The organism is Shinella agrisoli (assembly GCF_046557955.1).
In the GTDB taxonomy this organism is placed as follows: Bacteria; Pseudomonadota; Alphaproteobacteria; order Rhizobiales; family Rhizobiaceae; genus Shinella.
In genome coordinates this window covers 153005-176240 of record NZ_JBJIEP010000005.1, presented here as the reverse complement: position 1 = coordinate 176240, position 23236 = coordinate 153005, and the positions used below count along the sequence as shown (strand labels likewise).

Below are 23236 nucleotides of genomic sequence, written 5' to 3'. Positions count from 1 at the left end.
CACCGACGGTGCTCAGGTCTTCTTGAATGACGAAACCCACGACGACATGGCGGCGAACTTGTCCCGCCAGGTGTCGATTTTCCGCTTCTGAGGCTTGTCGCGCCACAGAAGCGACTTGAGGCGCCAGAAGTCTTTCGACTTCGACGGCGCATATGCCGACATGAACGCCGTGTGCCAGGCGAACTTGGCGGCGCGGTCGTGCTCCAGCCTCAGCCGGTCGGCCTCGCCGTCGAGCACGATATGGACTTCGCGAAGCGTAAGACGCCAGAACTGGTCCGCATCCCGGCCGGTCGAAGCCCAGGATTTCAGGAGCGAAAGCGGATCTAGCTTTCCGCTTTCGCCCGGCGAGGGTTTTGCTTTCCGTTCGCCTCCGCGCCGGCGCCAGCTTCGGGAAACGCGAGGCGGAACGCCTCGCCCACTTTCGCCATGGCGGCCTTCATGCCGAGATCCGAGACGATCTGCCCAGCCTCTTTCAGGTCGATCTCTTCATGATGGTCGCGAAGCGATGCCCAGAACAGGGCGCGAACCATGTTCATGCGCATCTTCTCCGGCGTCTGGATGGCGGTGACGATCTCCATCATGGGCTTGTCGAGCAGGTCCTCCAGCTCGCAAAGCGCATTGACGGAAAAGGAAAGCGTGTAGTTGCCGAGCGCGACCTGCCCGCGGTGAGGATTGGCCATGGTCTGTTCCCTACGCGATGACGGCCGCAGTGCCTGCGGTCTCGGCGGCCGTGGTGAAACTGTCGTTGGCAGCGGTCACGACGCAGGTGATGACATCGCCGATGTTGCCGGCGACGGGAACGAAGCTTTCGCCCGTCGCGCCGGATACCGCCGCGCCGTCCGCCTCCCACTGGTAGGAGATATCGGTCGCCCCGGCCCAGTCGCCGGGCTTGACCGTCAGCGGCACGCCCACCTTGGCGACGCCCTCGATAACGGGGGTGATGAGATTTCGCGGCGCCGTGACCTCCGTCATGTACGGCTCGCCGGACACCTTGAGCGTCAGCGTCGCGGTCTTCCGGTCGTCGACGGGTACGGCGGTCTCGTAGGACTGGCGCAGCGCGTTGTAGACGATGGAGACCCCGTTGGCGAACGTGTCGCGCACGATCAGCTTCTTGCCCCGGATCGAGCGCAGGAAACGGTCGGTCTCGGAACCCGGAACATAATTCATCTCGTAGGACGCCTCGCCCGAGTCCGTCAGGCCCGCGATATACTCGCGCCGGCGCCCCGGAGACTGCATGTGCGTCGCCTCGACGGTGTCGTCGCTGTCGGCCGGCGGCGTCACGTCGAAGACTTCCCGGATATAGGTGAAGGCCGACGGCCCCGAGGCGAGCGCGATTTCCAGTACATGGCCGTAGCCGATGGCGGTTTCGGTGTCCGACATGGGACCCTCCTATTCGTGATGGTGGATGATGAGGTCGACGGACGTTCTGAACAGGTAAGTGACGTCTCCCGCGTCCGCTGCCGGAAGGTCTCTTTCGGAATCGATGAAAATGCCCTGGATGACGCCGCCTCGACGCCCCGACAGCGCAGCCGTCATTGCCCGGGCGATCGTCTTGCTGCTGGTGTAGGTGTCGGCATAGACGTCCGCCTGCACCCGGCTCTGCACGTACCCGCTCGCCCCGCGCATCGTGTAGTTCCGCGGGCCGCTGATTCGCTGCAGCACGATGTATCTTGGGCTGGCATCCCTCTGCGGCTTGCGCATCCAGTAGATGCTGTCGGCAACAAGGGAGCGCACCGCCCCCGAACGAAGCAGCAGCCCGATCAGCGCCTCTTCCATCTCTATCTGCCTTTCGCGGCCTTCTTCGCCAGGCGCCTGGCCGCCTGCTCGATCTCCCACCACGTGCGGTTGGCGATCGTGTCGAGCACGCCCATCTTGTGCTGATCCCATGCCGGCCGCATGAAGGGCTGAGCAGGCATGGACCCGAGATTGCGCCCGTCCTCGGTGATGCGATCGCCCGTGCCGAATTCGTCGAGATGCGCAGCCGGATCGGGTCCGGGACCGATATACATTTCGACTGGGCTTTCCTTTTTGTTGAGCCGGCGCTGGCGCGGGGATAGCTTCGTGGTAACGTCGATGCCCTCGGACAGGTGCAGCTTGTCCTTTGGCGCCAGCGCGCGCGCCGTTCTGGCGACGGGCTCGCCCGCCTCTTTCAGCGTCTTCGTCAGCACGCGCTTGGCGTTCGCCTTCGGCAGGTCGCCGAGCGCCTTTTCGAGGTCCCTCAGACCTTCGACCTTTACCGAAAAACCGCGACGCGCCATCAGAGGCTTCCTCCGTTGTTCTTTGTCGCCGCGGTGATCTCGATGAAGCGGCTGCGACCTTCGGACGTCTCCTTCGTCCCCTTGATTTCCCAGATCCTGCCATCGTGGCCGATCCGGTCCCGGGGAGAGACTTTGCGGGCATCCGGCGTCGACCGGATCACGAAACGCGCAAGCAGGTACGAACCGACCTTCTCGGCGGCGAGCACCTCGGTCTTGACGACGTCGGACGTATCCCTGCGCTGCGCCCACACGGTGATGAACGGCGCCCACGCCTCCACGTCCTCGTTGAATTCGTTCTTAGTCCAGGTGAACCGTTCGACGGTTATGCGGCGGTCGAGCTTTCCGGCGGCCGGCATGATGTCACCGATAGATCCGATAAGGGTTCAGCAAGGCCTCGACGCCGAATGGCATCGCCTGGGGCGTCAGGCTTTCGGCAACCGCATCGCGATTGTAGTACCATTGCGATGCGAGCATGAGGATCGCGACCTTGATGGGCGCGGGAGGTTCGTTGATCCACTTCGACGCCTCGCCGGGATCGCGGTGACCGTAGCCGGCCCAATACCGGATGCGATGATCCGGCTGCGTGACCCATGCAGCGCCGGAGGCGACGACGAGGATATCGCCGTCGAGACGGTAGGTCGAAGGATCGACCGCCTCGCGGACGCCGCCCGGCCCCTCGATCGTGATGTCCTCGATTTCGAGGACGGGCGGGAATTCGAGGCGCAACCGTTCGCAGGAAAGCCAGCCGCGCGCCTCCAGAAGCTGCACTCCTATGGAGCGGCCGAGCCATCCCGCCGGTCCGTCGAGCCATTGCGTCGCCGAGGCGACATAGGACTCGATGAGGCCGTCCTCCAGATCGCCGCCGTCGACCCGGATGTGCATCTTCGCCTCTTCGAGCGAGACGACGGGTTCCGGCGGCGTGATGACGGTGACGGCCATGGTCAGGACCTGGCTCCGCTCTTGTTGGAGGCCTCGGGCGCCTTCTTGTTCTCCGACGGATCGGCCTTCTTTGTCCCTCCGGTCTCCTCGACCAGGCCGTTCGCCTTCAGCTCCGCGAACCTGTTGCGTGAGACGGTGAACGGTTTGCTGCGCGCGTCCTTGTAGCCTTCCTCGCCCTCGAACGGCCGGAGGGCCTTTACTTCCACCTTGTCGGTCATGGATACGTCCTCTTGGGTTGTTGTCGGGGCCGCCGGTCTGGCGGCCCCTTGCGGCTGGCCGCCGTGTTACTCCGGCGTGATCTCGCCGGTGACGAACGCCTCCGGGCGATAGACGGCGAGCGCCAGGCGCTCCTCGGCCCGGATGGTCACCATGTTCTTGATGAAGTCGTCCTCGTTCTCGGTCGAAAGAAGGACTTCGATCTCCATGCGATCGAAGATCTGCGCCGCCATGTTGAAGGCGCCGGTCAGGAACGTGTTCTGCGCGATCGCCGGGGTCTCGACCACCGGCAGGCGCCACAGCCGCGGCGTCGCCCCCTCCTGCGGATTGCCAAGGATGTAGCGGTTCTGGCTGTCCTTCGTCAGTTCGATCGTCGCCCAGTCGATCGGGTTGAGGACGAAGCCGGAGGAGGGATACTCGGCAAGCACCACCTGGAGGATGGCGATACGCAGGCGGTCGATGGCGGTGACGCCGGTTACCGGGGGCATGCCGGCGGGCACGGCAAAGGGCGTCGCCTGCGGCAGGATGCCGAGGATGTTGGCGCCCGTGCCGTCGCCGGAGAGGAACTGCTGCTCCTCCTTGAGCAGGAGCCCGTACTCGGCGCGGCCGTCGATATAGGAGCGCAGGCCCGGTGCATCGTCGAGGATCTGGCGCGAAGCCTTGAAGTAGTGCGCGATCGTGCGGACCGGCGCGTTCTTCAGGTCGAACGTGATGTCCGACTTCGGCTTGGCCGCGGTCTCCGCGACTGCGGCGGCATTGTTGGTGAAGCCGGTCTCCTGCGTGTATTCGACGCTCCCCTGGGAGGTTTCGCCGGGCATCAGGAGGCTGCGGATCGTCATCGTGCGCATCGGCGGCGCCACGATGCCGGGCCGGCGGTCGGACGGGTTGAGCGAGGTGCCGGGGCTGCGGCCCGTGCCGACCGTGCCGTTGGCGTTGGTGATGTCCTTGCGGCTCATCTTGACGCGGAGGGACTTGCGCGCGGAACTGTCCATCCCGCCGTTCTTGAAGGCCTCGCTCTCGATGAGCAGTTCGCCCAGCGTCTTGCCGCCCTCGTCGCCCTGCTCGTCGCGGCCGCGGCGGGCCGCCTTCTGCTCGAGCTCGGTCAGGCGCTCCTTCATCTCGTTCATGCCGGAGAGAGCTTCGTCGACCTGCTCCTTGACGCCGGCGGAAAGCTGCTCGCCCTTCTCGAACTTGCCCTTCGCCTCCTCGGCGAAAGCCTTGACCTTGTCGGTGACTTCGGCGAGCGACTTGCGGATGGCCGAAAGATCGGCTTCCTCGCCGCCGCCGGAACCGGCTTCCTTGCGGCCGTACTCATAGGCACGGCCGTCGTATACGGCCGCGAATGCGGCCGTGTTCTTCAGGTATTTCATGGGATTGCTCCTAGAGTTTCGGGAGGGTGAAGCCGTCGAGGATGGTCTTCATCTGCTCGATCTCGGCCCGTTTTTCGCCAGCGCTCCCGGACTCGCTCCGGAGCAGGTGCGCAAGACCGCGGTTGGCGACGACCGCGGCCTTGGTTTTCGAGAAGCCTGCCTCGCGCAGGAACCGCTCGAATTCGGTAATGGTGGGCAGCTCGCCGTGCGCGAGCTTCATCTTGATAGCGTCGATCCGCGCTTCGTCGTTTGCCGGGAACGTCACGATGCTGACCTCGACCAGGTCGAGCCTGGTCAACGTGCGGATGCCGGTCTTCTCGTCGTAGCTGCTTTCGCGGACCCAGTATCCGATGGAAAGGCCCGTGACGGCGCGCGCCTTCATGAGCGCCTGCGCCTCGCGGGCGAGGGCGACGTGCTCGACGAGCAGCGTTCCCGTCCCGTGCAGGCCTTTCTCGTCCTCTTCCAGCGTGTCCCATACGCCGATGGGGGCCGAGCCCTGGTGCTGCCAGAGCACCGGGATCGGGCGCCCCTTGGCCGCAAGTTCCGCCAGGCTTTCGCTGAACGCTCCCGGTGCGACGACCTCCTTGTAGCTGTCGACGACGCCGAAGACCGAGCCGTATCCCGAGAAGGAGCCGTCGTCCCCGACCGCCTTGACCTCGAGGTCAAAGTCGCGGACCTTCAATGTGCCATGCTTCCGCTTCATTGTTCGTTCTCCAGTGGCGGGCCGCCGTTGTGCCCGATGAGTGCGCTTTTCACGGCGCTGGTGACGATTTCCTCGAGGCCCAGCCATGACAGGAATGCGGAACGGGCCTGCTGATCGGACGATGCGGCGCTGCCGAGCCGGTCGAGAGGAACGAGGTTCGATTGCACCGTAAGCATGTCGCCGCCGTCCGCCCGGGGCAGGTTTTCCCGCGCCCGGATTTCGTTGCGCGTCGATATCCCGTTCTGCGCGAACGTCGCGTAGAGCGCCGCGCGGCCGGCGCTGTCGGCACGCAGCAGCCCTTCGAGGTTGAATTCGGCGTAGATGGTCTTCCGGTCGTTGACCGGAACCAGCTGCTTGCGGATCGCCTGCTCGATGCGCGTCAGATAAGGCCTGAGCGCGTAGGTCAGGAACGCGATCGTCTGCTGTTCGAGCCCGGTTCCCCAGGACGTGGACTTTTCCGTGTGGCCGACCATGAACGGAGGCACCCGGAACCATCGGCAGATCGTCTCGACGTTGAAAGCGCGGCCCTGCAGAAGCTGGAGGTCCTCGGGCGGCATGCCCCTTACGTCCTTCCAGTCCATCCCCTGTTCGAGAATTCCTGCGCGCGCCGTGCCCGCCGGCCCGGTGATGGGCTCGATGAAAGTCTCGCGCAGGTCCTTCTTTTGCTCGGCGGAAGGCTTTCCGGGCACGACCAGGAAACCGGCGGGCCGGATGCCGCTGCGCATGGCGCTGGAAACGGCGTTGTCCGTATCGATCGCAAGCGACAGGCTCTTGCGCGCGTAGCCGATCGGGGAGAGGCCCACATCCCCGCCCACGCCGAAGCCGCGGATGTGGAACATGCGCTCTTCGCGGATCGTGCGGCGCTCGGTTCCGTCGCTGAACTGGTAGACGCGCGCGCCGGACTGATCGCGCTTGACCTTCACCTTGTCCGGCGGCAGGAAATCGAGCGCGACGATCTCCTTCGACGCGTTCCGCGTGATCTCCGCATAGAAGTTGCCCCACAGGCAAAGGCACGCGACGGCCGCTTCCCAGAACTCCGCCGCGGTCATGTCGGCGTTCGGGCTGTCGTGCACCAGCCCGTAGAGCCAGTGATCGGTAGCCGTCGACCGGCCGCCCGCACCATCCTTGGCGTAGACCGGAAGCGGCAGGGTGCCGATGGTCTCGGAGATCAGGCGCACGCACGACCATACCGTGTCGATCTGGAGCGCGGCGTCGATCCCGACGGAGCGGTCGGGATCGCTCGACGTGCGGGCCGGCTCCGCCTGGTTGCTGCGGCGCGGGCGCCAGAAGCTCCCGAACCACTCGCTCAAAAGCCATGCCATCAGAGCACCACCGCGTTTTTGATGAGGTCGTCGAAGTCGACGGCCGGATGCCGTGCCTCGGGATTCCGGCTCATCAGCGTGACCGCGTTGAACCCGGCGATAAGAGGGTCGATCTTTGCCTTGCCCGACGCCTTCTTGGTGATGAGAATGGCGTTGCCGGCCTGTTCGACCTTGGCGTTGCCGACGCACCAGTCGAGCATTTTCGATGCGGCGTGCTTCAAGGTGCCGTTTTTCAGCTTCCGCTCCGCGCCCCACACGGCGCCCGACAGGCGGAAGCCCTGCGAAACGGCCGCAAGCGCCTCATCCGGAATGCCGCGGGAGGTGATCTCGTCCACCATCGCCGCCACGCCCTGCGGGTCGATCCCGACCGCGGCCTTCTCCGGGAAGAGGCCAGCGAGCCATACCTTCTCCAGGATGTCGGCGATCTCGCGAATGTCCTGGGTCGCGTCGGAGCAGATCACCAGATCGCCGGCTCTCGCGAAGTCGCGCAGCCGCTCGGCGATCTCCTTGCGCGCCTTCAGCACGTCCTCCTGCGCCCACGCCCTGCCCCACCACAGCCATTCGCGCGTGATCTTATGCCGCCCGAGGAGGCAGAGCCCGAGCAGGTCGTCCAGCCCGCCGCCGTCGATGCCGGCGACGATCACGTCGCATTCGGAAAACAGATATTCGAACGTGATGCGCCGGTCGCTCGCGCCGGGCCAATAGAGCGATCCGATCCAGCGGCCGCCGTGGGTCGCGATGCCGACCTGGATGTTGAGATGCTGCGACGCCCATATCTGAAGCGCCTCCTCGCCCTTTTCGCGCTCTGCCTCGAAATCGTCGATCATGCTCTGCAGGTGCAGCGAGCGACCGAGGTTCGGCATCACGGCCGGCCAGAGGCGCGGATCCTGCCATGGCTTGTCTTCGTCGGTCTGGATCGATTCCGGAAATTCGTAGAGGATCGGCAGCATGCGGACATTGCCGCCGATCCTGCCGTCCCGCACGCCTCGGGCATATTCCAGCTCCGCCTTGAACGCGCCGGCAGGCTCCTCGTCGCTCTGCGTCGTGATGATCACGAACAGGCTGTCGCGCCGGCGTACGAGCGCGCCCCGGATCTGCCGGATGACGCGCGTGGCGTAGCTGATGCTGCCCATGATGTGCAACTCGTCGAGGAGCACGATCACGGGCTTCGAGCCGGTCATCACCTTCATGTCGAAAGTCTTGATCTTGATGAACGCCTTCGTGACGCGATCGCGAATGACCTTGACGTGGTCCTTGATGTGGAACCGCTTCTGAAGGTAACCCTCCTCGTCTTCTTCGATCATGCCGACGACCTGCTGGAACGCCGCGTCGGCGATTTCCTGCGTCGGCCCGACGAAAAGCATCTCCGCCCGCGGCGTCTTGTTGGCGAGCAGAAGCGCAAGGATCATGCCGCCCGAATACGTCGTCTTCGAATTCTTCTTGCCGACGAGGGCGAAGATCTCGGGAACATGGCGGACGCCCTCGTCATCGACGGAGCCGAACACGGTCCGGACGATATCCTTGAACCACGGTCCGCAGGCCTCGCCGAGCGTCGGCTTGTTGTCGATGTCGGGAACCCGCAGCTTCTCGAAGATGCGCAGCCCCTTCTCGGCCCTGTCGGCATCGAGCGGAAGCTCCGGAATGAGGGAGCGACCATCCTGCAGGCGCTCCCACCAGTCTGGGCACGCGAACGTCCAGCGCGGCGCGAGGTCGCTGTCGCGAACGGCGAGGCTCATTGCAGAAGGTTACCCCATTCGTTGTTTTCGTGGCCGGAGCGGGCATCGACGTCGGCCTGCTCCTTCTTGCCCAGCCTGACGGGTTTTTCGGCCGGCTGGCGGCGCTGCGGCAGCGCCATCTGGGCCTTGTCGGCAAGGTCGAGGATGCGGCCGGTCGCGACGGAATTGCCCTGGCGCATCTTCCGGTATGTCACCATGAGCGCCTCCGCCTCGACGATGTCGGCACCCGCATCCAGCTCCCGGGAAAAATATTTGCGAAGCGTCTTCACGTCGCAGCCGAGCTGGCGCGCAATGCGCTCCTGGTTCCATCCGGCGGTACGAAGGACGGTAACAAGCTCCTGATTTTCCTTGCTTTTCGCATAGGAAGGCCGCCCACGCCGGTCCTTGATCGGCAGCATCGGCAAGCCGAACATGTCGTACGTGACGGCGTCGTCGTCGTCCGAGGCTGAAAAATCGGTCATGAGCGGAAATAAAATCTCTGCGTGAGGGGGGCGCGGGTCAGGGAGGATGAGGCCTTGCGAACTTTTGACCCGCCCCCCCTTGCCCGGAGAGTGGCCTAAGCCCGTCTGGAGGTTTGAAAATCCTATGGCTAATCTCGAATTTGATTTCTAATCTTCGATTTCGCGCACAATTTGCGATTTCCGATCGTAGGAGCCGAGGTTACGGCTCATAACTTTTCCATACTTCCTGCTACCAGTTAGGCCTGACCAGGTCCTGCTTCTGCTTCTCGCTGTCGTGATAGGCCTTGCTCACCGTCTGAAGGTTCGACGGATCCCAGAACAATGTCTCGTCCCCACGATGCGGTTTGATGTGGTCGACGACCGGGCTATCGTCGGCGGGATACTTGCCGATGCAAAGCACACCGGTCTGCTGGCAAACGAAGTTGTCTCTCAGAAGGACCGCTTGGCGGAGCTTCCGCCAACGCTCGGTCTTGTACCAGCTGCGCCACGTGACGACCTGGTCCCGCTCCCGAAGCCTTGCGGCCTCGTCGCCGGGTGCCCGACCAATCCGAGGAGGTAGTGCAGGTATGCGCGGCCGGATGGTTCTCAACCTTCCCATACCAATTGAACGTCAAAAGCCGGCACAATGGCCGGCTTCGAACATGTTCTGAGGAATAGGCACAGCTTACGCACTGGCCCTGAATCGATGCCTCTTCATCGAGGCAGTCAGGGCGGGGCCGGGGGAGAACAAGTCAATCCCGAAGGAGCATCAGACGCCCCGGTCATCCCGATGGCCGAGACTCGGTCACGACCATGGAACGAATCGATATGCTCAGGCCTCGATGGAGTCAATATCGATCTCCAGCAACGTCATCCGGCTGAAGAGACTGACCTCCGCCTCCATCTTCCACCGCTCAGGAATGAGGCGACGGACCGTCGCGAGGAAGTCGGCGAACGGTCCCGAGCGGATGCAGACACGCTGCCCGATGCGGAAGGGCAGTTTCGGCCTATCCTCCTGATCCTTCTCATCCTTTCGGGCCGCAAGGATCAGCGCATCCATGATCTTCGGCGGCATGAGAAAAGGACGCCCGTCCTTGCCCATCAAACCCTGAAGACGGGAGGCGGCAAGCACACCGGCAAAGGCCTCCTGCGTTGGGATGAGCCGCACAAACAGGTAACCGCGGAAATAGGGGCGGAAGATATCCACAGCCTTTCGCCCGCGCCGAGGTGGCCGGCGATGCCGTTCCGTCGGGCACCACGCCTCGATGCCGACGGCCGCCAGCTCCGCGACGATCGCCTGCTCGCTACCCGACCGGCATGTCGCCACGATCCATCGCGCCATCTTCTCAAAGTCCTGCCGATGCCTGGAAGCGGCATGAACCAGGCTGTCGTGGCCAGCGCGCAGGCGATCGGCACGATGGCAGGCCTCCTCGATACGCATACGCTCGCGCGGCGAGAGCTCAGCTTCCGCCACAGGGCGATATGGAAGCTTCTTTCCGTCGACATGTCCCACCGTCATCATCCTCGTCACCATTGCCCATCATTCCGCCGCATCGGAGCGGCCAGCCTCAAGAAGTTCCCGCGCAGCCGCATCGAACGCCGGCAGCGCTTCCGGCCCGCCCTTCGGAAACCAGACGACGCTCATGCGTCCGGGGTCGGGCAGCCTCGGCCACCCCACACGTTCGTCATGGGCGAGCCATTGCGCGAATGTGACGCTCTCCACCGGGACGGGCTCGCAGAGGTCCTTCAACGGGAGAAAGCGCGAGGCGACAGCCGCCGGCTGATGGATCTTCGCTTTCTCGTGAAGCGCGTTGACCTCAGGAAAGCCGCTCTCGGAGAGCCGCCGCCGCCGCTCCTCCGCATCGAAGCCGTCGGGAAAGACGAACTCGCCCGCGGCGGTCAGCGATATTCCCCTGCGGCTGAGGTAGCTCCTCGCGAGCGGATGAAGGCCCTGCTGTGCCAGCCCGTGGAAATGGCGGATCACGGGGTCGCGGACATCGAGCGGCACCCGGCTGTCGTCCGGCCCCTGGAGGCAGAGCCAGGCGCGCACGGCGCCGAACACCGGCCCGAACGGCGGCGCGGGGACCTTCTCGGTCGGCGACGCAGCCGACGCGGCAGCCTTGGTGATGGCAGCCTCATCGAGCATTTCGAGCATCTGCCAAGCACGGTCGCGGAAGTAGTTTCCGGGCGGCATCGGCACGGCGCCCCGGGCCCGTTCGAGAAAGCGATCACGCCACGCACACGCCCGATCCTGCTCCTCGGGGGAAAGGGCTGCAAACTGCTGGACGATGTAGTTGATCGTCGATGCGCTCCAGCCCTTCCATTCTCCCTGCTCGTAGCCGACGCCGGCGAGGAACTTCTGCACGCGCTTCACGAGCGCCGCCCGCGTCTCGACCTTTCGCCCCTGCCCAGATCGCGCGCCCGCGCCCTCTCTCTCCTTACCGGTTTCTCTTACTGGTTCCCTTACTGGTTCTATTGAGGACTCAGGAGTCCGGTTCAAACCGTCGGATTTGTCCGGTTCAACATGGCACTCCTGTCCGGTTGACGCTTCCGGTGAACCGGACAATTTGTCCGGTTGAGCTTCACCGTCTTCCGGCCCTTCGTGGCGCCGGAAACCGTCTTCGAAAGCAAGGCTGTAGCGGTTCGCCTTGCGGTTCCTACCCTCGCGGTGCTCCGTCCAGTTGATCAGCCCCTTGGCGCGCAGCGAATCGAGCGCCCGACGGATCGATCGCACGTCGATCTCGCACGCATCGGCGAGATAATCCTGTTTCGGATAGCACCCGAACACCGGATTGTGGCAGTCGGCAAGGTGCCAAAGCACCCGCGCCTCGGTGCACGAGATGCCGCGCACCTTCACCGCCCAATTGGTGGCATCATGACTCACGACTTCATTTCCCCTCTATCGCAGGCTTCAGCGCCGCACGGTCGAGGAAGGCGGCGAACCGCTTCTCGACCGCCTGCCGCGCCTCATCCTGCGTCTTCGCCTTGCCCTCTTCCGGCGAGAGCCGCCCGTCGACAAGCATGCGCCAGCGCCATTTGCCGCCCGGGCAGGCCGGCGGGAACACGGCGCCGACGCTGACCGTGCCGCACACGTAGACAAGCCGGGACGGCTGCCAGACCCATTCGAACATCACGGACCTCCAAGATCGATGACGACGCCGACGCACGGCAGCGGCAGGATATAGAGCCGCCGCTTAGGGCGATCCCAGAAGACGCCCACCCAAAGGTCGTACCAGGCGAACAAAGGCCGGATCCTCATTCCGCCGCCTCCGCTGTGAGCTCGCGCCGCACGTTGCATTCGGCGAGCAGCTGCACCATGCGCGGCGGCACGCTGTTGCCGACCAGGTGGTACTTTTCGGTTTTCGTCAGCCTCCGCGTCCTGCCGTCGATCGTGATCATGTCGGGCAGGCTGCCCTTGGCGAAGCCGTGCGCCGCCGCGCCCTCCTCGGGCTCCAGCATGCGCATGCCGATGTCGGTGATGACGTAGGTGTCGCGGCCGACCTTGACGGTGACGAGCCCGTGCCGGGCCTTCGCGGTCAGCGCGCCGAGCGGATCGACGAGCGACTGATCCTGCCCGCCCGTGCCGTAATAGTGCTGGAGGAAGCCGAGGATCAGGCCGGCATGGTTGCCGCCGGCGCCGACGGCGGAAAGCGGATCGCGAATATCACGCCCATCTTTGTCCGTGCCGCGCAGGTTGAGCATGGAAGCGGCGACGACGCCCTGCTGCGTGCCGGCCGAGGTCACGGTCGATAAAGGCTCCAGCAAGTCGCGCGCCGGCTGTCCGGGATGCGACCCGGCGGAATGTTGGGCCATGAAGACGGCGGAAACGGCAACCTGTGGAGACGTCGTGAACGCGGCGAGCGGATCCTCGACGCTCCGACCCTTTCGGGCGGCCTTGCTGCCGTCCCGGCGCGGATCGCTATTGTGTTGGGCGAGGAAAGCGGACACCAACGCGGCCTTCGCGCCGCCAGCAACCCAGGTACCCGAGGGCTCGGCGATATCGAGCGCCCGCGGAGCCTGACCCTCCCGCTCGCCGTAGCCGGATTGAACCATCGTCGCCGCGACCAGCGCGGGATTGGCTCCACCCGCCGTCAGCGTTTGCAAAGGTTCATCCGCAGCACTATACGGCTTGCCGCTGTTGCGCATGACCGCAACATGGGGCACCGCGACCGCCATCTCGCCCCGGTGCGCCGTGGTGAGCGTGCGCAACGGCTCGTCGAGCGAATGCACGCGGTCGGAGCCGCTATGCGTGATCGGCACGATGAACGGCTTGGCCGCGTTGACGACGTACCGCACCACGCCGCGCGCGGTCCGGCGCATCGTCGCCTCCGCGAGGTCCTTCTTCCGACCGAAGATCGACTTCACCGGACGCGTGAAGTCGATGATCGTATGCGCACCCACCCATGGTTTCAGGCCGAGGCGCCTGGCATCCTTGCGCGGCGCATGCGTCCGCTCCGGCCAGACGATCGGCGCGCCGCCCGCCTGGGCGATGCCGAAGAAGCGCTTGCGGATGGTCGGAATCCCGTAATCCGCGCAGACGAGGACCTTGCCCTCGAAGGCGTAGTCGAGGCGCGCCATGTGTTTCAGCCAGGCGCGCCAGATGCGGCCCTTGTGCCTCGGGTCCGGTATCAACCACTGGTCCTGCACGGGCACCCGCTCGCCCTTTGCCGCGACAGACCCGTCGAGCCGGACGACGCGGCCGGTCTTCGGGCAGCGCTTGGCGATGAGCGGCCCCCATGTCCGGATTTCCGGAACGTTCTCCAGCGTGATCGTCTCCGGCCGCACCTGCCCCGCCCATCTGCAGATGACCCAGGCCAGCGAGCGCCGGCGGCGCGAGACGGGCTTGCCGCCCTTGGCGACGGAAAAGTGCGTGCAATCGGGCGAGGCATGCAGGACGCGCACACCCCGGCCGTTCGTCGCCTTCCTCGGGCAGACCTCGAACACGTCGCACCGTTCATGGCGCGTGTGAGGATGCCGCGCCTGGTGGACGGCGACGGCGACGGGATCGTGGTTGATGGCGAGATGGACGTGGAACCCTGCCGCCTCCAGCCCGTCGCAGCCCCCGCCCATGCCGGCGAACAGCACCACCGTCATGCGGTTGTCGAGATCGAAGGCCGCGCCCGCGCTATACGGCATGCGCTTCATGGCGAGCCTCCCTCAATTCCTCGGGAGCCCGGGACGCCGGCCCGTCCGCGCAGGACGGGCAGCGAAAGCCCCCCCCCCTGCGGACGGCCCATCCGAAGGCCTGTGCCACGCGCTCCCGCGCGCGATGGTCGCCGGAAAAGCAAAGCTGGCGCGGGCATTCACGGCATGTCAGAATCATGCAATTCCCCCATTCTGATCGCCTCCCGCATGCCCGAGCGCGCCGCCTCGGTGGCGAGCACGACGGTGACCGGATAGCGGCCGTCGGGAAGGCGTGTTGCGTGCTGCTGCGCATGGAGCGCGTCGAGATAGGCGCGCCCGGGCGCGAAGCCGGCGGCATGGAGCACGGCGGCGATGTCGAGATAGGCGGTGCTGACAAAGTGGAGCGGCACGGCCTCCAGCCATTCCGCCCGCGCGCGGTCGTTTCCGGCGTCCCGCAGGATGTCGATCAGGGGAACGGCATCGCTCATGGCCGCACCTCCCGTGTTTCACGTGTGCCGGTTGCTGTAACAGCTTGATTTCTCAGGAGCGGAACCATGACGAGGTAGCGCATGGGATCGCGCCCGATCGCCCGGCAGAGCGCAAGCAGGCTCTGCGCCGACAGGACCTGCCCCGTGCAGGCGCGCGAGATCATCGCCGGGTTTATGCCCTCGGCGGCCGCCGAGGCGGTGCGCGTCGAAAGGCGGTTCTCGGCGAGCCATGCGCCGACATCGGTGGCCAGCAGGGCGCGGTCTATGTCCGGTTTCACCGCGGTCATCCCGGCACCTCGCTTTCCGCTTCCGGGCCGGTCGGTGCGCGAAGATCCTCCTGGCCGCCATGGACGAGACGCAGGCCGAGGACGTGCGGCGAGATGCCGAGCGCCGACCAGAGTTTCACCCGCGGCTCGGGCTCCATCAGCCGTCCCGTCCACGCCGCCTGGAATTCCTCGCGGGTGACGCCGGCGAGCTGGCGCAGCTGCGCCTTCGCCGCGCGCAAGGCCGAGGCCTTCGGCGTCGCATAGGTACCCGCCATCGCGAGGTATTCCGCGCGGATCCTGAGGAAGCTTCAGCATGGCGGGCGAGAGGTCATGCCGCATCCTCGACCTCCAGGCCGAGCGCGGCGAACATGTCGGGCACGGCGATCTTCGCCTCGGCGGCCCGGCAGTAGCGAAGGCCGTCCTCGAAATAGGTGGCGGAAAGTTCCGAGGCCTGTCCGCGCCGGCCCTTCAGGATCGCCCGGTAGGGAACCGTCATCAGCCCGCCGAACGGGTCGTAGACGAGGTCGCCCTTGTCCGAATACCGCTCTATCAGCCGGTCGACGATGTCGAATTGCAGCGGGCAGACGTGCTTTTCGAGGTTCTTCTGCGACTGCTCGCCGTTCAGCGTGCGCATGCGCGTGACGTCCGTCCACACGGACGGATGCTTCGACTGCGGCGCCAGCGTCATGTATGTCTTGGACAGCTTGTCGCGCGCGGCCAGTTCCTCGCCGAGCCGGCAATGCGCCTCGAAATCGTAGACGGCGTCGCCCGCCGCCATGTCGCGGAAGGCCTTCATCGCCGATTTCGAGCCCATGCGCACGAGCTCGTCGGTCGTCAGCAGCCGGTTGCCCGACGAGGGCCAGAAGGCGTGCGCGTCGAGCTGCCAGCGGGCGAGCGTGTAGCCGATGCCCGGCACCTGCGGGCGCCGGTCCCCGTCCGTCCACTCCGCCGTCCCGCCGTCGCCGGTGATGACCTGCGGCGGCTCGTGCCGGACCCGCACGTCGGCATAGCCCTTCGACCGGTCCGTCTGCGGCTTGCGCATGAGCAGCACGTATTCCGGACTGCCGACGCCCATCTTCGTGGCGTCCTTCATCATCTCGGAATAGGTGAGCCGGTAAGTCTGGTTGTTCTCGTAGACGACGTCGGTCGTCACCGTGATCATGCCGCAGAACTGGAAGCCGTGCCGCATGTAGTGGAAGATCGCCTCGGCATGGAACGGCGAGACGGTCGGCACGCCCTCCCCGGTCACGCTGCCGAAGAGGACCCGGTCCTTGACGTGGATGCACGCCAGGCGCCCCGGCGAGAGGATGCGCAGGAGCTCGGGCGTCAGGAAATCCATCTGCGCCCAGAAATGCGAATTGTCGTCGGTATGGCCGAAGTCGTTGTAGCTCGCGGAATACTCGTAGTGATTGGCGAAGGGGATCGAGGTGACGATCAGCCCCACGCTGTCGCTCTGCGTGCGGCGCGCCTCGTCGACGCAGTCGTTGTGGGCGATGCGGAACGACGTACCCTCCTCGACCCGGCGCGTGACGCCCATCGAGCGCGAAAGCACGTCGTCGACCGGCAGGCGGTCGAGGCCGAAGCGGCGCACGATCTCCGCCATGCGCTCCATCTGGGCGTCGTGGTCGCGCCACTTGCGCTCCAGCTCGCGCCGGACCTCGCGCTCGGCCTCCGAATAGATGATGTCGATCCAGACCTCGTGCGCCTGCCCGAAACGCCAGATGCGGTGCACCGCCTGGATGAAGTCGTGGAACTTGAAGCCGATGCCGGCGAAGATCGACCAGAAGCAATGCTTCTGGAAATTGCAGCCCGCCCCGCTCATCTCCGGCTTCGTCGCGAGGTCGCGGAACCTGCCTTCCTTGAAGCCGATGGCGTTCGCCTCGTTGAGCTCGAGCGCCTGCGATCCGTAGATCGAGCGCACGCCCGGCACGGCCGCCTCGATCGCGCGGCGCTCGTCCTCGAGGTCGTGCCAGAGGATCCGGTGAAGGTCCGGATGCTCAGCGATCAGCTCGCTCATCTTGGCGATGCGCGCCGGCAGGCTGTCGCGCTTGGCGGCCGCCGCCTGGGTGATGCCGAGCGCGGTGTTGCGCAGGAGGAGGCCCTGCCCGTCCCGGTCGACGCCGGCGGTCGAATGGTCGATCGGCACCTCGTGCCAGCGCACGCGCAGCGGCGGAAGGTCGTAGCCCGTATCGTCGCAGCCGAGGTCCGAGGGCTTTTGCAGGAAGATGGCCCAGCTGTGCACCCACAGCCAGAATTCCTCTTCCTTGTGCGGGAAGAGCTGGAGGTCGCCCGCCTTTTCCGAATTGCGCTGGAAGAACCGCGTCAGCGCCTGGCCCGTGTCCATGATGCCGAGGAAGCCGGCATAGTGGATCAGTTCCTTCGTCCGGTTCGGCGAGGGCGTCGCGGTGGCGACGAACTTGAAGCGCACCCCGGAAAAGAGCGGCAGGAAGGTCTGGAAGGTCTTCGTGCCGTAGCCGCGCAGCACCGCCGCCTCGTCGAGGCTGACGCCGGTGAACTGCGAAGGGTCGATCTTCCCGTCGCGGGCGCTCTCGTAGTTCGTCAGGAAGACGAGCGGCACGGCTTCGGACGCGGCGTCGCGGTCGGCCGGCGTGATCTCGTCGGTGGACCGGATGAACCTGAGGCGCACGGCGAAGTCGCCGGCGAACCGCTCTTCCGCCTCCGCGAAGAATTCCTGCCGCACGCCGAGCGGCAGCACGATCAGGCAAAGCCCGCCCGTCACCCTGCGGATGACGCGCATGAGGTCGATCTGCATGGCCGTCTTGTGCAGGCCGAAATTCGCGAAGATCGCGCGGCGGCCCCCCTTCAGCGCCCATCGGTTGATGATGCGGCAATGCGGCTTCATCGCCGGGTTGATCATGTCCATGGCGACGTCGAGCCCGTCGGCCGTCGCCAGTTTCATCTTTCCGCGCAGGAAGGAATCGTAGTCCTGGAGGGTCATGCTGCCGCCGTCCTTTCCGCCCGCCACGCCCTGACCGCGTCGGCCGCATTGGCGGCGGCGGTGACGTGCAGGCCCTGCGCGGTCGGGCGCCACAGGCCCTCCGCGTCCTTTTCGATGAGATCGTTCTCGGCCATGGCGAGGATCAGCGCCTCGGCGACGCTCGGCCGCACGCCGATGGCGCGGCGCAGGATGACGGCGTCGAAGGGCCGCATCTCCTTGAGCCAAAGGACTGCCCGCTCGATCTCGCCGTCCACGCGCTCGTCGAGCGTCAGGCGCGGCGTGGTGCGAGTGAAGTCTTCCCCGACGGGGCCGAAGAGGAGTGCCGCGCGATGCCCGCCCTCGCCGGGCGCGAGCGGCGGCGCGGCCTCGTAAACCTTCCAGTCGATGCGGATCGTCTCCCACCGGCCCCTGCCGAGGCCGTAAGTGCCGTCCGCGTTGCGCTCCCACACGAACCAGGCGGTGTTCATCTGGCTCGACGCCTCGGGCCCGGCCCAGCCGTCCCGGTGCATCATCTCCAGGCGGCGGGTGAAGACGTAGACACGGCTCGGCGGGTTCTCGTCCATGACGAAGACCCGGTCCGGATCGTCGAAGCCGCACATGAAGTTGAGGTTCAGCAGCACCGCCATCTTGCGCGGCCGGTGCACGCGCAGCGCATGGGCAAGACAGGCGTTCGCGTCTCGGCCATAGGGCGGGTTCGACACGATATCCATGCCGAGCGTCTCGCCGGGCTCGGAGTGCAGGAAATTGCCGACCTGCTGCAGCTCGCCGTGCCGGGTGGCGACGCCGCGGTCGCGAAGGTCGGAGATGACCATGTCGTAGCCGGCCGCCTCCATCACCCGCAGGATGGCGCCCTTGCCGACGAACGGTTCCTTGACGACCGCGGAAAAGCTTTCCAGCGCGAGCAGGGAGCGCGTCGCCTCGGCCGCCGTCTCGTAGAGCTTGTCGCCCTGTTCCTCCTGCGAGGCGGCGCGAGTGCCGATCGCGTGCCCCGCCGCCCTCTTCAGGGCCGCCCGGCTCGGCTCCAGCCCTTCCGCCAGCCGCGTCTCCACCACGCGCTCAATGAAATCCGGCTCCTGCCGTACACGGTCGCGCAGCTTGCGCACCTCGTGAAGCTTGCCGCGGTCGAGGCCGATTTCGTCGAGCGTAAAAATGTTTCTATCGGAAACATTTTTGGGGCGTCCTCTGCGGGCAATCTCGCCTTTCGCCTGAGCCTCGTCGACGGCATCCGCCATCGCCACGTAGCAGAGGCTCTCGATTTTCAGCGCCTCCGCCTGCATGCGCCGGGACCGATCAACCAGGTCTCGGGACGCCTTCACACGCTCGGCGGAATCGCCGGCCGCCTTCGCCTGATCATACGCGACGGACGAAACCTTGAGCGCCGCCTCAGTCGCGCCGGCATCCAGCAGCGACCGCGCCGTCTCGATCGCGGCGACGAGGTCCGATGCGTCGGGACGGACGAACAGTTCCACCGTCATGGCGAGCCGTCCTTCACCGCGCCGGTCGACGGAAGCGCGGCGATCGCCTTATCAAGCCCGTCGAGGGCCTTGCGGACGGTATCGAGGCCTGCGGCGAAGCCGGTATAGGTCTCGTGGAAGCCGGCATCGTGGATGGCCTTTGCGAGTCTGGCGATGCGCGCGATCTCGTCCTCGGCCATCCAGCCGCTGAGCGATATCCCGGAGGCCGCCTCGAAGGCCTCGACCTTCGGCGCGAGCCGCTCATAGGCCCGCGTGCGCTGCGCGACGAGCGCTGCAACGCGCTCCTCGATACGGGCCTCGGCTCCCTTGACCGCCGCGCGGATGCCTTCGTCGATCATCGCCTGCTGCAGGCTGTCGGCACGGCGCAGCAGCGCGGCGAGGAACGGCCGGCTCATCGGCTCGGCCGGCGTCGCGGTCGCGGGCCGCACCGTCGTCCACTGCCGGCCGTTCCATTCCCGCAGACCCCAGGCCGGCGGCAGGGCGGAGATATCGTCCACCACGCCTGGCGCCGTATGCAGCCACCATGTGTCGCAATATTTGGCGATCGCTTCCGCCTTGCGCGGGTCGAGTGCCTCGCGGCGATAGTCAGAACGGGAGACCTTGATCTCGATGCCCTGCACCTCCAGCCCCCGCGAAGGCCAAAGGCTCATCATCACGGCATCTGCATAGCGGTGGCGCGAAGCCCCGGTGCTGTCGGACACCTCCCACAGCACCGCCCATTCGGGCTGCGCCCAGCGCTTGGCCATGGCGGCGCGAATGTCGGCGGCCGTGATGCGCTCCGCGTTGACCTTAGCCATCAGTGCGCCCTCATCAGGAGGTCGAGGAAGGCGACGCCGTCGTCGCAGAGGCGAACAAGATCGCAGTCGCGCGCGTCGATGCGGACGAAGCCTTCCCGCGCGCAGATGGCGGCGGCCGCGCGGTCGCCCTTGTCGCGGCAGACATAGGTGCCGCCGGCGGCGCGCACCCTGCGCAGGAACGCCGTCGCACGCGGGCCGACGGCCGCGGGCGGGATGGTCCCGGTCGAGGCGTTGCGCCGCGCTGCCGTCATCGGCCCGCTCCCGCGCCGCGCTCGCGCGCGACCTGTTCGCGCGCCTTGCGGATCGCCTTCTGGCGCTCCTCGTTCCATGCCCATTCCGGAAGCGTGATCACGAGGCCGTCTGCGGTCCTGCGCGTCTCGGGATCCTCGGCGACGGCGGCGAAGTCCGGGGCGAAGTCCAGTTCGGGAAAGCGGACGATGACCGCCGTCTTTAAGAATGTCGGCTTGAACGCCCCTTCAGCGTCCGCGACGAGCAGCAGCTTGCCCGCGTCGCTGCCCTTGCCGATCTTCACCGTGAGGCGCGCGGCATCGCCGAAAGCGGCGGTATAGCGCGCGCTAGGCATGGAAAGGACGAGGCGGAACGCCCCCCCCTGGCGGGCCACGGACATGATCTTGAAGACGCCGGTCCTCGCCTTCGCCTGCGGGATGATCGTCTCGAAGGCCATCAATCGCCCTCCCCGACCACGCGCAGGGAAGCCGCCGTGCCGCCGCGCGCCTTGACCGCCGCAAGCGATGCGCGCAGCCCGTGCGCCGCCCGCTCGAGGCCTGCCGCGAGGCGGTCGATGTTCCGCGCCTCGGTCGGTGTGACCTGGCCGTCCGCGATGGCGTTCGCCATGCCGTTGGCGAGCTCGGCGGCCTGGCGCAGCACCTCGGCGTGCGAGAGCATGACGCAGACGTTCTGCGCGCGCTCCTCCTCCGGGTCGGTGAGCCGCCGGCCGTTGGCCTCGGCCAAGACGCCCGTCACCAGCGCCGCGCCGCAATCGGCCTCCAGCGCGCGCACGGCCCCGATCGGCATCAGATCGGGGTCGGAAGGGTTGTTCCAGCGTCCGACCTGGCTCTTGGAAAAGCCGCTGATCGTCTCGACGCGCAGGATGCCGCCGCAACGCTCGATCAGGTCGCGCTGGGCCGCTTTCACGCGGTACAGGAAAGGATCGGACATCGCATGTCTCCGGAAAAGAAAACGCCGTTCCCGCGCCGGGAAATCCGGCCGGGTTTTCCCGTGGCGGGAAGGTTCGAGATCGTCGAAGGATCAGGGCCTCAGATCACGGAGGCCCGCATGTCATTTGCACGCGAAAGAAGATCGTCCCGCCGCAGCGGGGCAGGGAGTAAAATGGCGCCGGAGCGGTCCGCGCGGCGAAACCTGCCGGTCTCGCGCTCCGGCGCCAGGTGGCAGGGTGGGCGGGGGAGGTTGCCGCCCGGCGTCCTGCGGGGAATTGAGCGAGGTGGACGAGGCGCGTCATTCGGCGGCCTCCTTTGCGGCGGCGCCGTCCTGGGCAGCAAGGCATATTTCGAGAAATTGAAGTTTCGATACTTTGCCATTTGTGCCGCGCTCAACGTCCCGAGCGAGATCTACGCTCGGATCACGCTGGCCAGAGAGAACCCGCGATAAAGTGCTCGGCGCTCTTCCGATGCGAACAGCAAAGGTCGAAAGCTTCTCACCTGACTCAGCAAAATACATCGAAAGGGCATCCATGGCCCGGGAATGTGCCAAATAGGCAAATTCCCGTCAAGGCGAATTTTCGCCTATTTGGCTATGGCGGATTCTTCAAAATTGCGGAAATTTGCCACATGGACAAAAAATTCCCCAATCGCATCCGCGAAATCCGCAAGGATCAAGGCCTCACGATCGAGGACCTTGCCGAGAGGACGGGCCTTTCTGTTTCATACGTGGGCAGGCTTGAGAACGGCGAAAGAAATCTTTCAGTAAAACACCTTAGCTTATTTGCGGACGCCCTATCCGTCACCTCTCAGGATCTCCTTGTTCAGACCGAGTCTTCAGCCAGGAACATCGTGAGCGTGATGGGGCGCATTGGAGCCGGGGCTGAAATTTTGCCAGACGAAGAACAAATCCCTCCGGAAGGCCTCTACGAGATAGAGACGCCATTCCCGCTTCCTGACGATGCAATTGCATTTGAGGTCCACGGAGAATCAATGTGGCCACGCTATGATGACGGAGACATCATCATTTGCTGGCGACAGGGGATCGTAGCTGAGGAGGTTTTAGGCTGGGAGGCTGCGGTTAAGACGGCATCTGGCAATCGGTACTTGAAGCGGGTACTCAGAGGAGCCGAGACGGGGACCTATGATCTTGAGAGCCATAACGCACCGCCGATTCGGGGCGTGCGGCTGGAATGGGTAGCCGCAATACAGTCGGTGATACGCAGCGGGCAGTGGCGAAAGCTAACACCCGCTGCTCGCCAACGGTTAGTGCAGCGCATGACCGGGTCGAAGTAGCCCAACCAAATCATCTCAACGTATCAAACCCGCGCCGTAAGCGCGGGTTTTTCTTTGCCAATTTGGCGAATTGATTCATTCAGGGGAGACATGTTTTGCCAAATAGGCAAATTTTCGCTTGACGCGAATATGCCTATTTGGCAAATATTGAACCGTTCCCCTCGGACGAGCGGGCCGCCGTTAACCCCCACCCAAGCCCTGCGGCGGCCCGTCTTCCGAGTTCATCAACGAACGGAGAAACCCCATGCAGCATGCATCCGCAATCGCAGTTTCGATCCCCATGGAGATCGCCGCCTTCGTGCGCGGCCGCGGCGACGAGGGCCTGACCCTCGAGGATATCGCCGTCGGCATCAACCGGGCCGAGGACGAGATCGGCAGGCACCTTCCCGAGGCCCGCCGCATCGTACGCCGCATGCAGTCCGGTCGGGCCTGACCGCCATGGCGACGATCAGCGACCTCGAAAGACGGGCCGGCATCGCGGACCGCGAGACCCATGTCCCGCGCGACCGCTCGATGATCGAGCGCGTGGCGGACGCCACCGCGCCTTACGTCCTCGTCGCCGCGATCGCGGCCCTCGGCGCTCTCGGCATGGTCTGCGCCGTCCAGCTCGAGCGCTACGAGCGCCAGCTTGTCGCCGAGGCGAGGATCTGACGATGCGGGGAAGCGCCG

The 23236-nt window shown here is 65.7% G+C and carries 31 protein-coding genes; 3 read left to right on the top strand and 28 right to left on the bottom strand.

Annotation, left to right across the window (positions count from 1 at the left end; all coding sequences use genetic code 11):
* Positions 1 to 12 precede the first annotated feature (12 nt).
* The 28 genes from ACIIOY_RS06615 to ACIIOY_RS06480 form a co-directional block, all read right to left on the bottom strand.
* Entirely contained in the window at positions 13 to 237 is a 225-nt protein-coding gene (locus ACIIOY_RS06615; protein ID WP_411033842.1) for a hypothetical protein, read from the bottom strand.
* 86 nt (positions 238 to 323) lie between these two features.
* A complete protein-coding gene (locus ACIIOY_RS06610) occupies positions 324 to 680 on the bottom strand; it encodes a hypothetical protein (RefSeq protein WP_411033841.1) in 357 nt (118 codons plus the stop codon).
* Between the two features lie 10 nt (positions 681 to 690).
* Complete coding sequence (locus ACIIOY_RS06605) at positions 691 to 1380, bottom strand: phage tail tube protein (RefSeq protein WP_411033840.1); 690 nt, start codon at positions 1378 to 1380, stop codon at positions 691 to 693.
* A 9-nt stretch (positions 1381 to 1389) separates the two neighbouring features.
* Positions 1390 to 1776, bottom strand: coding sequence for a tail completion protein gp17 (gp17, locus tag ACIIOY_RS06600; protein WP_411033839.1), 387 nt, complete (start codon positions 1774 to 1776; stop codon positions 1390 to 1392).
* Positions 1777 to 1778: 2 nt separating this feature from the next.
* Positions 1779 to 2258, bottom strand: coding sequence for an HK97-gp10 family putative phage morphogenesis protein (locus tag ACIIOY_RS06595; RefSeq protein ID WP_411033838.1), 480 nt, complete (start codon positions 2256 to 2258; stop codon positions 1779 to 1781).
* Positions 2258 to 2614 (bottom strand): head-tail adaptor protein, encoded by a 357-nt coding sequence (locus ACIIOY_RS06590; protein ID WP_411033837.1) that lies wholly within the window; start codon positions 2612 to 2614, stop codon positions 2258 to 2260. The genes ACIIOY_RS06595 and ACIIOY_RS06590 overlap by 1 nt, the downstream gene beginning before the upstream one ends.
* A 4-nt stretch (positions 2615 to 2618) precedes the next feature.
* Positions 2619 to 3197 carry a head-tail connector protein gene (locus ACIIOY_RS06585; RefSeq protein WP_411033836.1) on the bottom strand — a complete coding sequence of 193 codons (579 nt, stop codon included), beginning with the start codon at positions 3195 to 3197 and terminating at the stop codon, positions 2619 to 2621.
* A gap of 2 nt (positions 3198 to 3199) precedes the next feature.
* Positions 3200 to 3415, bottom strand: a complete 216-nt coding sequence (locus ACIIOY_RS06580) for a hypothetical protein (RefSeq protein ID WP_411033835.1) — start codon at positions 3413 to 3415, stop codon at positions 3200 to 3202.
* A gap of 66 nt (positions 3416 to 3481) precedes the next feature.
* Positions 3482 to 4783: a phage major capsid protein gene (locus ACIIOY_RS06575; RefSeq protein ID WP_411033834.1), complete on the bottom strand. Its 1302-nt coding sequence runs from the start codon at positions 4781 to 4783 to the stop codon at positions 3482 to 3484.
* Between the two features lie 10 nt (positions 4784 to 4793).
* Positions 4794 to 5486, bottom strand: coding sequence for an HK97 family phage prohead protease (locus ACIIOY_RS06570; protein WP_411033833.1), 693 nt, complete (start codon positions 5484 to 5486; stop codon positions 4794 to 4796).
* Complete coding sequence (locus ACIIOY_RS06565; RefSeq protein ID WP_411033832.1) at positions 5483 to 6808, bottom strand: phage portal protein; 1326 nt, start codon at positions 6806 to 6808, stop codon at positions 5483 to 5485. Before ACIIOY_RS06565 ends, ACIIOY_RS06570 begins: the two co-directional genes overlap by 4 nt.
* Positions 6808 to 8544 (bottom strand): terminase TerL endonuclease subunit, encoded by a 1737-nt coding sequence (locus ACIIOY_RS06560; RefSeq protein ID WP_411033831.1) that lies wholly within the window; start codon positions 8542 to 8544, stop codon positions 6808 to 6810. Before ACIIOY_RS06560 ends, ACIIOY_RS06565 begins: the two co-directional genes overlap by 1 nt.
* Entirely contained in the window at positions 8541 to 9005 is a 465-nt protein-coding gene (locus ACIIOY_RS06555) for a hypothetical protein (protein ID WP_411033830.1), read from the bottom strand. Before ACIIOY_RS06555 ends, ACIIOY_RS06560 begins: the two co-directional genes overlap by 4 nt.
* Before the next feature lie 811 nt (positions 9006 to 9816).
* A complete protein-coding gene (gene nusG, locus ACIIOY_RS06550) occupies positions 9817 to 10518 on the bottom strand; it encodes a transcription termination/antitermination protein NusG (protein WP_411033829.1) in 702 nt (233 codons plus the stop codon).
* A 6-nt stretch (positions 10519 to 10524) separates the two neighbouring features.
* On the bottom strand, positions 10525 to 11868 hold the full coding sequence (locus tag ACIIOY_RS06545) for a helix-turn-helix domain-containing protein (protein ID WP_411033828.1): 1344 nt from the start codon (positions 11866 to 11868) through the stop codon (positions 10525 to 10527).
* A 4-nt stretch (positions 11869 to 11872) separates the two neighbouring features.
* Positions 11873 to 12115, bottom strand: coding sequence for a hypothetical protein (locus tag ACIIOY_RS06540; protein ID WP_411033827.1), 243 nt, complete (start codon positions 12113 to 12115; stop codon positions 11873 to 11875).
* Entirely contained in the window at positions 12115 to 12243 is a 129-nt protein-coding gene (locus ACIIOY_RS06535; RefSeq protein WP_411033826.1) for a hypothetical protein, read from the bottom strand. Before ACIIOY_RS06535 ends, ACIIOY_RS06540 begins: the two co-directional genes overlap by 1 nt.
* Positions 12240 to 14129, bottom strand: a complete 1890-nt coding sequence (locus ACIIOY_RS06530) for a DNA cytosine methyltransferase (protein WP_411033825.1) — start codon at positions 14127 to 14129, stop codon at positions 12240 to 12242. The genes ACIIOY_RS06535 and ACIIOY_RS06530 overlap by 4 nt, the downstream gene beginning before the upstream one ends.
* A gap of 158 nt (positions 14130 to 14287) precedes the next feature.
* Complete coding sequence (locus ACIIOY_RS06525) at positions 14288 to 14596, bottom strand: hypothetical protein (protein ID WP_411033824.1); 309 nt, start codon at positions 14594 to 14596, stop codon at positions 14288 to 14290.
* Positions 14593 to 14883 (bottom strand): hypothetical protein, encoded by a 291-nt coding sequence (locus tag ACIIOY_RS06520; RefSeq protein ID WP_411033823.1) that lies wholly within the window; start codon positions 14881 to 14883, stop codon positions 14593 to 14595. The genes ACIIOY_RS06525 and ACIIOY_RS06520 overlap by 4 nt, the downstream gene beginning before the upstream one ends.
* Positions 14880 to 15137: a hypothetical protein gene (locus tag ACIIOY_RS06515; RefSeq protein ID WP_411033822.1), complete on the bottom strand. Its 258-nt coding sequence runs from the start codon at positions 15135 to 15137 to the stop codon at positions 14880 to 14882. Before ACIIOY_RS06515 ends, ACIIOY_RS06520 begins: the two co-directional genes overlap by 4 nt.
* Positions 15138 to 15190: 53 nt before the next feature.
* On the bottom strand, positions 15191 to 17821 hold the full coding sequence (locus ACIIOY_RS06510) for a DNA methyltransferase (RefSeq protein ID WP_411033821.1): 2631 nt from the start codon (positions 17819 to 17821) through the stop codon (positions 15191 to 15193).
* A complete protein-coding gene (locus tag ACIIOY_RS06505; RefSeq protein WP_411033820.1) occupies positions 17818 to 19296 on the bottom strand; it encodes a hypothetical protein in 1479 nt (492 codons plus the stop codon). The genes ACIIOY_RS06510 and ACIIOY_RS06505 overlap by 4 nt, the downstream gene beginning before the upstream one ends.
* Entirely contained in the window at positions 19293 to 20093 is an 801-nt protein-coding gene (locus ACIIOY_RS06500; RefSeq protein WP_411033819.1) for a hypothetical protein, read from the bottom strand. The genes ACIIOY_RS06505 and ACIIOY_RS06500 overlap by 4 nt, the downstream gene beginning before the upstream one ends.
* On the bottom strand, positions 20093 to 20344 hold the full coding sequence (locus tag ACIIOY_RS06495) for a hypothetical protein (protein WP_411033818.1): 252 nt from the start codon (positions 20342 to 20344) through the stop codon (positions 20093 to 20095). Before ACIIOY_RS06495 ends, ACIIOY_RS06500 begins: the two co-directional genes overlap by 1 nt.
* Positions 20341 to 20778, bottom strand: coding sequence for a hypothetical protein (locus ACIIOY_RS06490; protein WP_411033817.1), 438 nt, complete (start codon positions 20776 to 20778; stop codon positions 20341 to 20343). Before ACIIOY_RS06490 ends, ACIIOY_RS06495 begins: the two co-directional genes overlap by 4 nt.
* Positions 20778 to 21272: a hypothetical protein gene (locus tag ACIIOY_RS06485; RefSeq protein ID WP_411033816.1), complete on the bottom strand. Its 495-nt coding sequence runs from the start codon at positions 21270 to 21272 to the stop codon at positions 20778 to 20780. Before ACIIOY_RS06485 ends, ACIIOY_RS06490 begins: the two co-directional genes overlap by 1 nt.
* 297 nt (positions 21273 to 21569) lie before the next feature.
* A complete protein-coding gene (locus tag ACIIOY_RS06480; RefSeq protein ID WP_411033815.1) occupies positions 21570 to 21806 on the bottom strand; it encodes a hypothetical protein in 237 nt (78 codons plus the stop codon).
* Positions 21807 to 21901: 95 nt separating this feature from the next.
* Here ACIIOY_RS06480 and ACIIOY_RS06475 point away from each other — a divergent pair, with 95 nt between their 5' ends.
* The 3 genes from ACIIOY_RS06475 to ACIIOY_RS06465 all read left to right on the top strand — a co-directional run bounded on the left by ACIIOY_RS06475 (position 21902) and on the right by ACIIOY_RS06465 (position 23218).
* Positions 21902 to 22567: an XRE family transcriptional regulator gene (locus tag ACIIOY_RS06475; protein ID WP_411033814.1), complete on the top strand. Its 666-nt coding sequence runs from the start codon at positions 21902 to 21904 to the stop codon at positions 22565 to 22567.
* A 244-nt stretch (positions 22568 to 22811) separates the two neighbouring features.
* A complete protein-coding gene (locus tag ACIIOY_RS06470; RefSeq protein ID WP_411033813.1) occupies positions 22812 to 23000 on the top strand; it encodes a hypothetical protein in 189 nt (62 codons plus the stop codon).
* Positions 23001 to 23005: 5 nt separating this feature from the next.
* Positions 23006 to 23218, top strand: coding sequence for a hypothetical protein (locus ACIIOY_RS06465; RefSeq protein WP_411033812.1), 213 nt, complete (start codon positions 23006 to 23008; stop codon positions 23216 to 23218).
* Positions 23219 to 23236 lie beyond the last annotated feature (18 nt).

What these genes read in the sequence shown, in the direction of transcription:
- ACIIOY_RS06480 (WP_411033815.1), bottom strand. Translation starts at nt 21,806, where the DNA reads ATGGATGCCCTTTCGATGTATTTTGCTGAGTCAGGTGAGAAGCTTTCG.
- ACIIOY_RS06605 (WP_411033840.1), bottom strand. Translation starts at nt 1,380, where the DNA reads ATGTCGGACACCGAAACCGCCATCGGCTACGGCCATGTACTGGAAATC.
- ACIIOY_RS06610 (WP_411033841.1), bottom strand. Translation starts at nt 680, where the DNA reads ATGGCCAATCCTCACCGCGGGCAGGTCGCGCTCGGCAACTACACGCTT.
- ACIIOY_RS06580 (WP_411033835.1), bottom strand. Translation starts at nt 3,415, where the DNA reads ATGACCGACAAGGTGGAAGTAAAGGCCCTCCGGCCGTTCGAGGGCGAG.
- nusG (WP_411033829.1), bottom strand. Translation starts at nt 10,518, where the DNA reads ATGGTGACGAGGATGATGACGGTGGGACATGTCGACGGAAAGAAGCTT.
- ACIIOY_RS06595 (WP_411033838.1), bottom strand. Translation starts at nt 2,258, where the DNA reads ATGGCGCGTCGCGGTTTTTCGGTAAAGGTCGAAGGTCTGAGGGACCTC.
- ACIIOY_RS06585 (WP_411033836.1), bottom strand. Translation starts at nt 3,197, where the DNA reads ATGGCCGTCACCGTCATCACGCCGCCGGAACCCGTCGTCTCGCTCGAA.
- ACIIOY_RS06515 (WP_411033822.1), bottom strand. Translation starts at nt 15,137, where the DNA reads ATGGCGGGTACCTATGCGACGCCGAAGGCCTCGGCCTTGCGCGCGGCG.
- ACIIOY_RS06520 (WP_411033823.1), bottom strand. Translation starts at nt 14,883, where the DNA reads ATGACCGCGGTGAAACCGGACATAGACCGCGCCCTGCTGGCCACCGAT.
- ACIIOY_RS06525 (WP_411033824.1), bottom strand. Translation starts at nt 14,596, where the DNA reads ATGAGCGATGCCGTTCCCCTGATCGACATCCTGCGGGACGCCGGAAAC.
- ACIIOY_RS06485 (WP_411033816.1), bottom strand. Translation starts at nt 21,272, where the DNA reads ATGTCCGATCCTTTCCTGTACCGCGTGAAAGCGGCCCAGCGCGACCTG.
- ACIIOY_RS06535 (WP_411033826.1), bottom strand. Translation starts at nt 12,243, where the DNA reads ATGAGGATCCGGCCTTTGTTCGCCTGGTACGACCTTTGGGTGGGCGTC.
- ACIIOY_RS06560 (WP_411033831.1), bottom strand. Translation starts at nt 8,544, where the DNA reads ATGAGCCTCGCCGTTCGCGACAGCGACCTCGCGCCGCGCTGGACGTTC.
- ACIIOY_RS06575 (WP_411033834.1), bottom strand. Translation starts at nt 4,783, where the DNA reads ATGAAATACCTGAAGAACACGGCCGCATTCGCGGCCGTATACGACGGC.
- ACIIOY_RS06475 (WP_411033814.1), top strand. Translation starts at nt 21,902, where the DNA reads ATGGACAAAAAATTCCCCAATCGCATCCGCGAAATCCGCAAGGATCAA.
- ACIIOY_RS06495 (WP_411033818.1), bottom strand. Translation starts at nt 20,344, where the DNA reads ATGACGGCAGCGCGGCGCAACGCCTCGACCGGGACCATCCCGCCCGCG.
- ACIIOY_RS06490 (WP_411033817.1), bottom strand. Translation starts at nt 20,778, where the DNA reads ATGGCCTTCGAGACGATCATCCCGCAGGCGAAGGCGAGGACCGGCGTC.
- ACIIOY_RS06510 (WP_411033821.1), bottom strand. Translation starts at nt 17,821, where the DNA reads ATGACCCTCCAGGACTACGATTCCTTCCTGCGCGGAAAGATGAAACTG.
- ACIIOY_RS06500 (WP_411033819.1), bottom strand. Translation starts at nt 20,093, where the DNA reads ATGGCTAAGGTCAACGCGGAGCGCATCACGGCCGCCGACATTCGCGCC.
- ACIIOY_RS06465 (WP_411033812.1), top strand. Translation starts at nt 23,006, where the DNA reads ATGGCGACGATCAGCGACCTCGAAAGACGGGCCGGCATCGCGGACCGC.
- ACIIOY_RS06470 (WP_411033813.1), top strand. Translation starts at nt 22,812, where the DNA reads ATGCAGCATGCATCCGCAATCGCAGTTTCGATCCCCATGGAGATCGCC.
- gp17 (WP_411033839.1), bottom strand. Translation starts at nt 1,776, where the DNA reads ATGGAAGAGGCGCTGATCGGGCTGCTGCTTCGTTCGGGGGCGGTGCGC.
- ACIIOY_RS06505 (WP_411033820.1), bottom strand. Translation starts at nt 19,296, where the DNA reads ATGACGGTGGAACTGTTCGTCCGTCCCGACGCATCGGACCTCGTCGCC.
- ACIIOY_RS06565 (WP_411033832.1), bottom strand. Translation starts at nt 6,808, where the DNA reads ATGGCATGGCTTTTGAGCGAGTGGTTCGGGAGCTTCTGGCGCCCGCGC.
- ACIIOY_RS06590 (WP_411033837.1), bottom strand. Translation starts at nt 2,614, where the DNA reads ATGCCGGCCGCCGGAAAGCTCGACCGCCGCATAACCGTCGAACGGTTC.
- ACIIOY_RS06555 (WP_411033830.1), bottom strand. Translation starts at nt 9,005, where the DNA reads ATGACCGATTTTTCAGCCTCGGACGACGACGACGCCGTCACGTACGAC.
- ACIIOY_RS06570 (WP_411033833.1), bottom strand. Translation starts at nt 5,486, where the DNA reads ATGAAGCGGAAGCATGGCACATTGAAGGTCCGCGACTTTGACCTCGAG.
- ACIIOY_RS06540 (WP_411033827.1), bottom strand. Translation starts at nt 12,115, where the DNA reads ATGTTCGAATGGGTCTGGCAGCCGTCCCGGCTTGTCTACGTGTGCGGC.
- ACIIOY_RS06530 (WP_411033825.1), bottom strand. Translation starts at nt 14,129, where the DNA reads ATGAAGCGCATGCCGTATAGCGCGGGCGCGGCCTTCGATCTCGACAAC.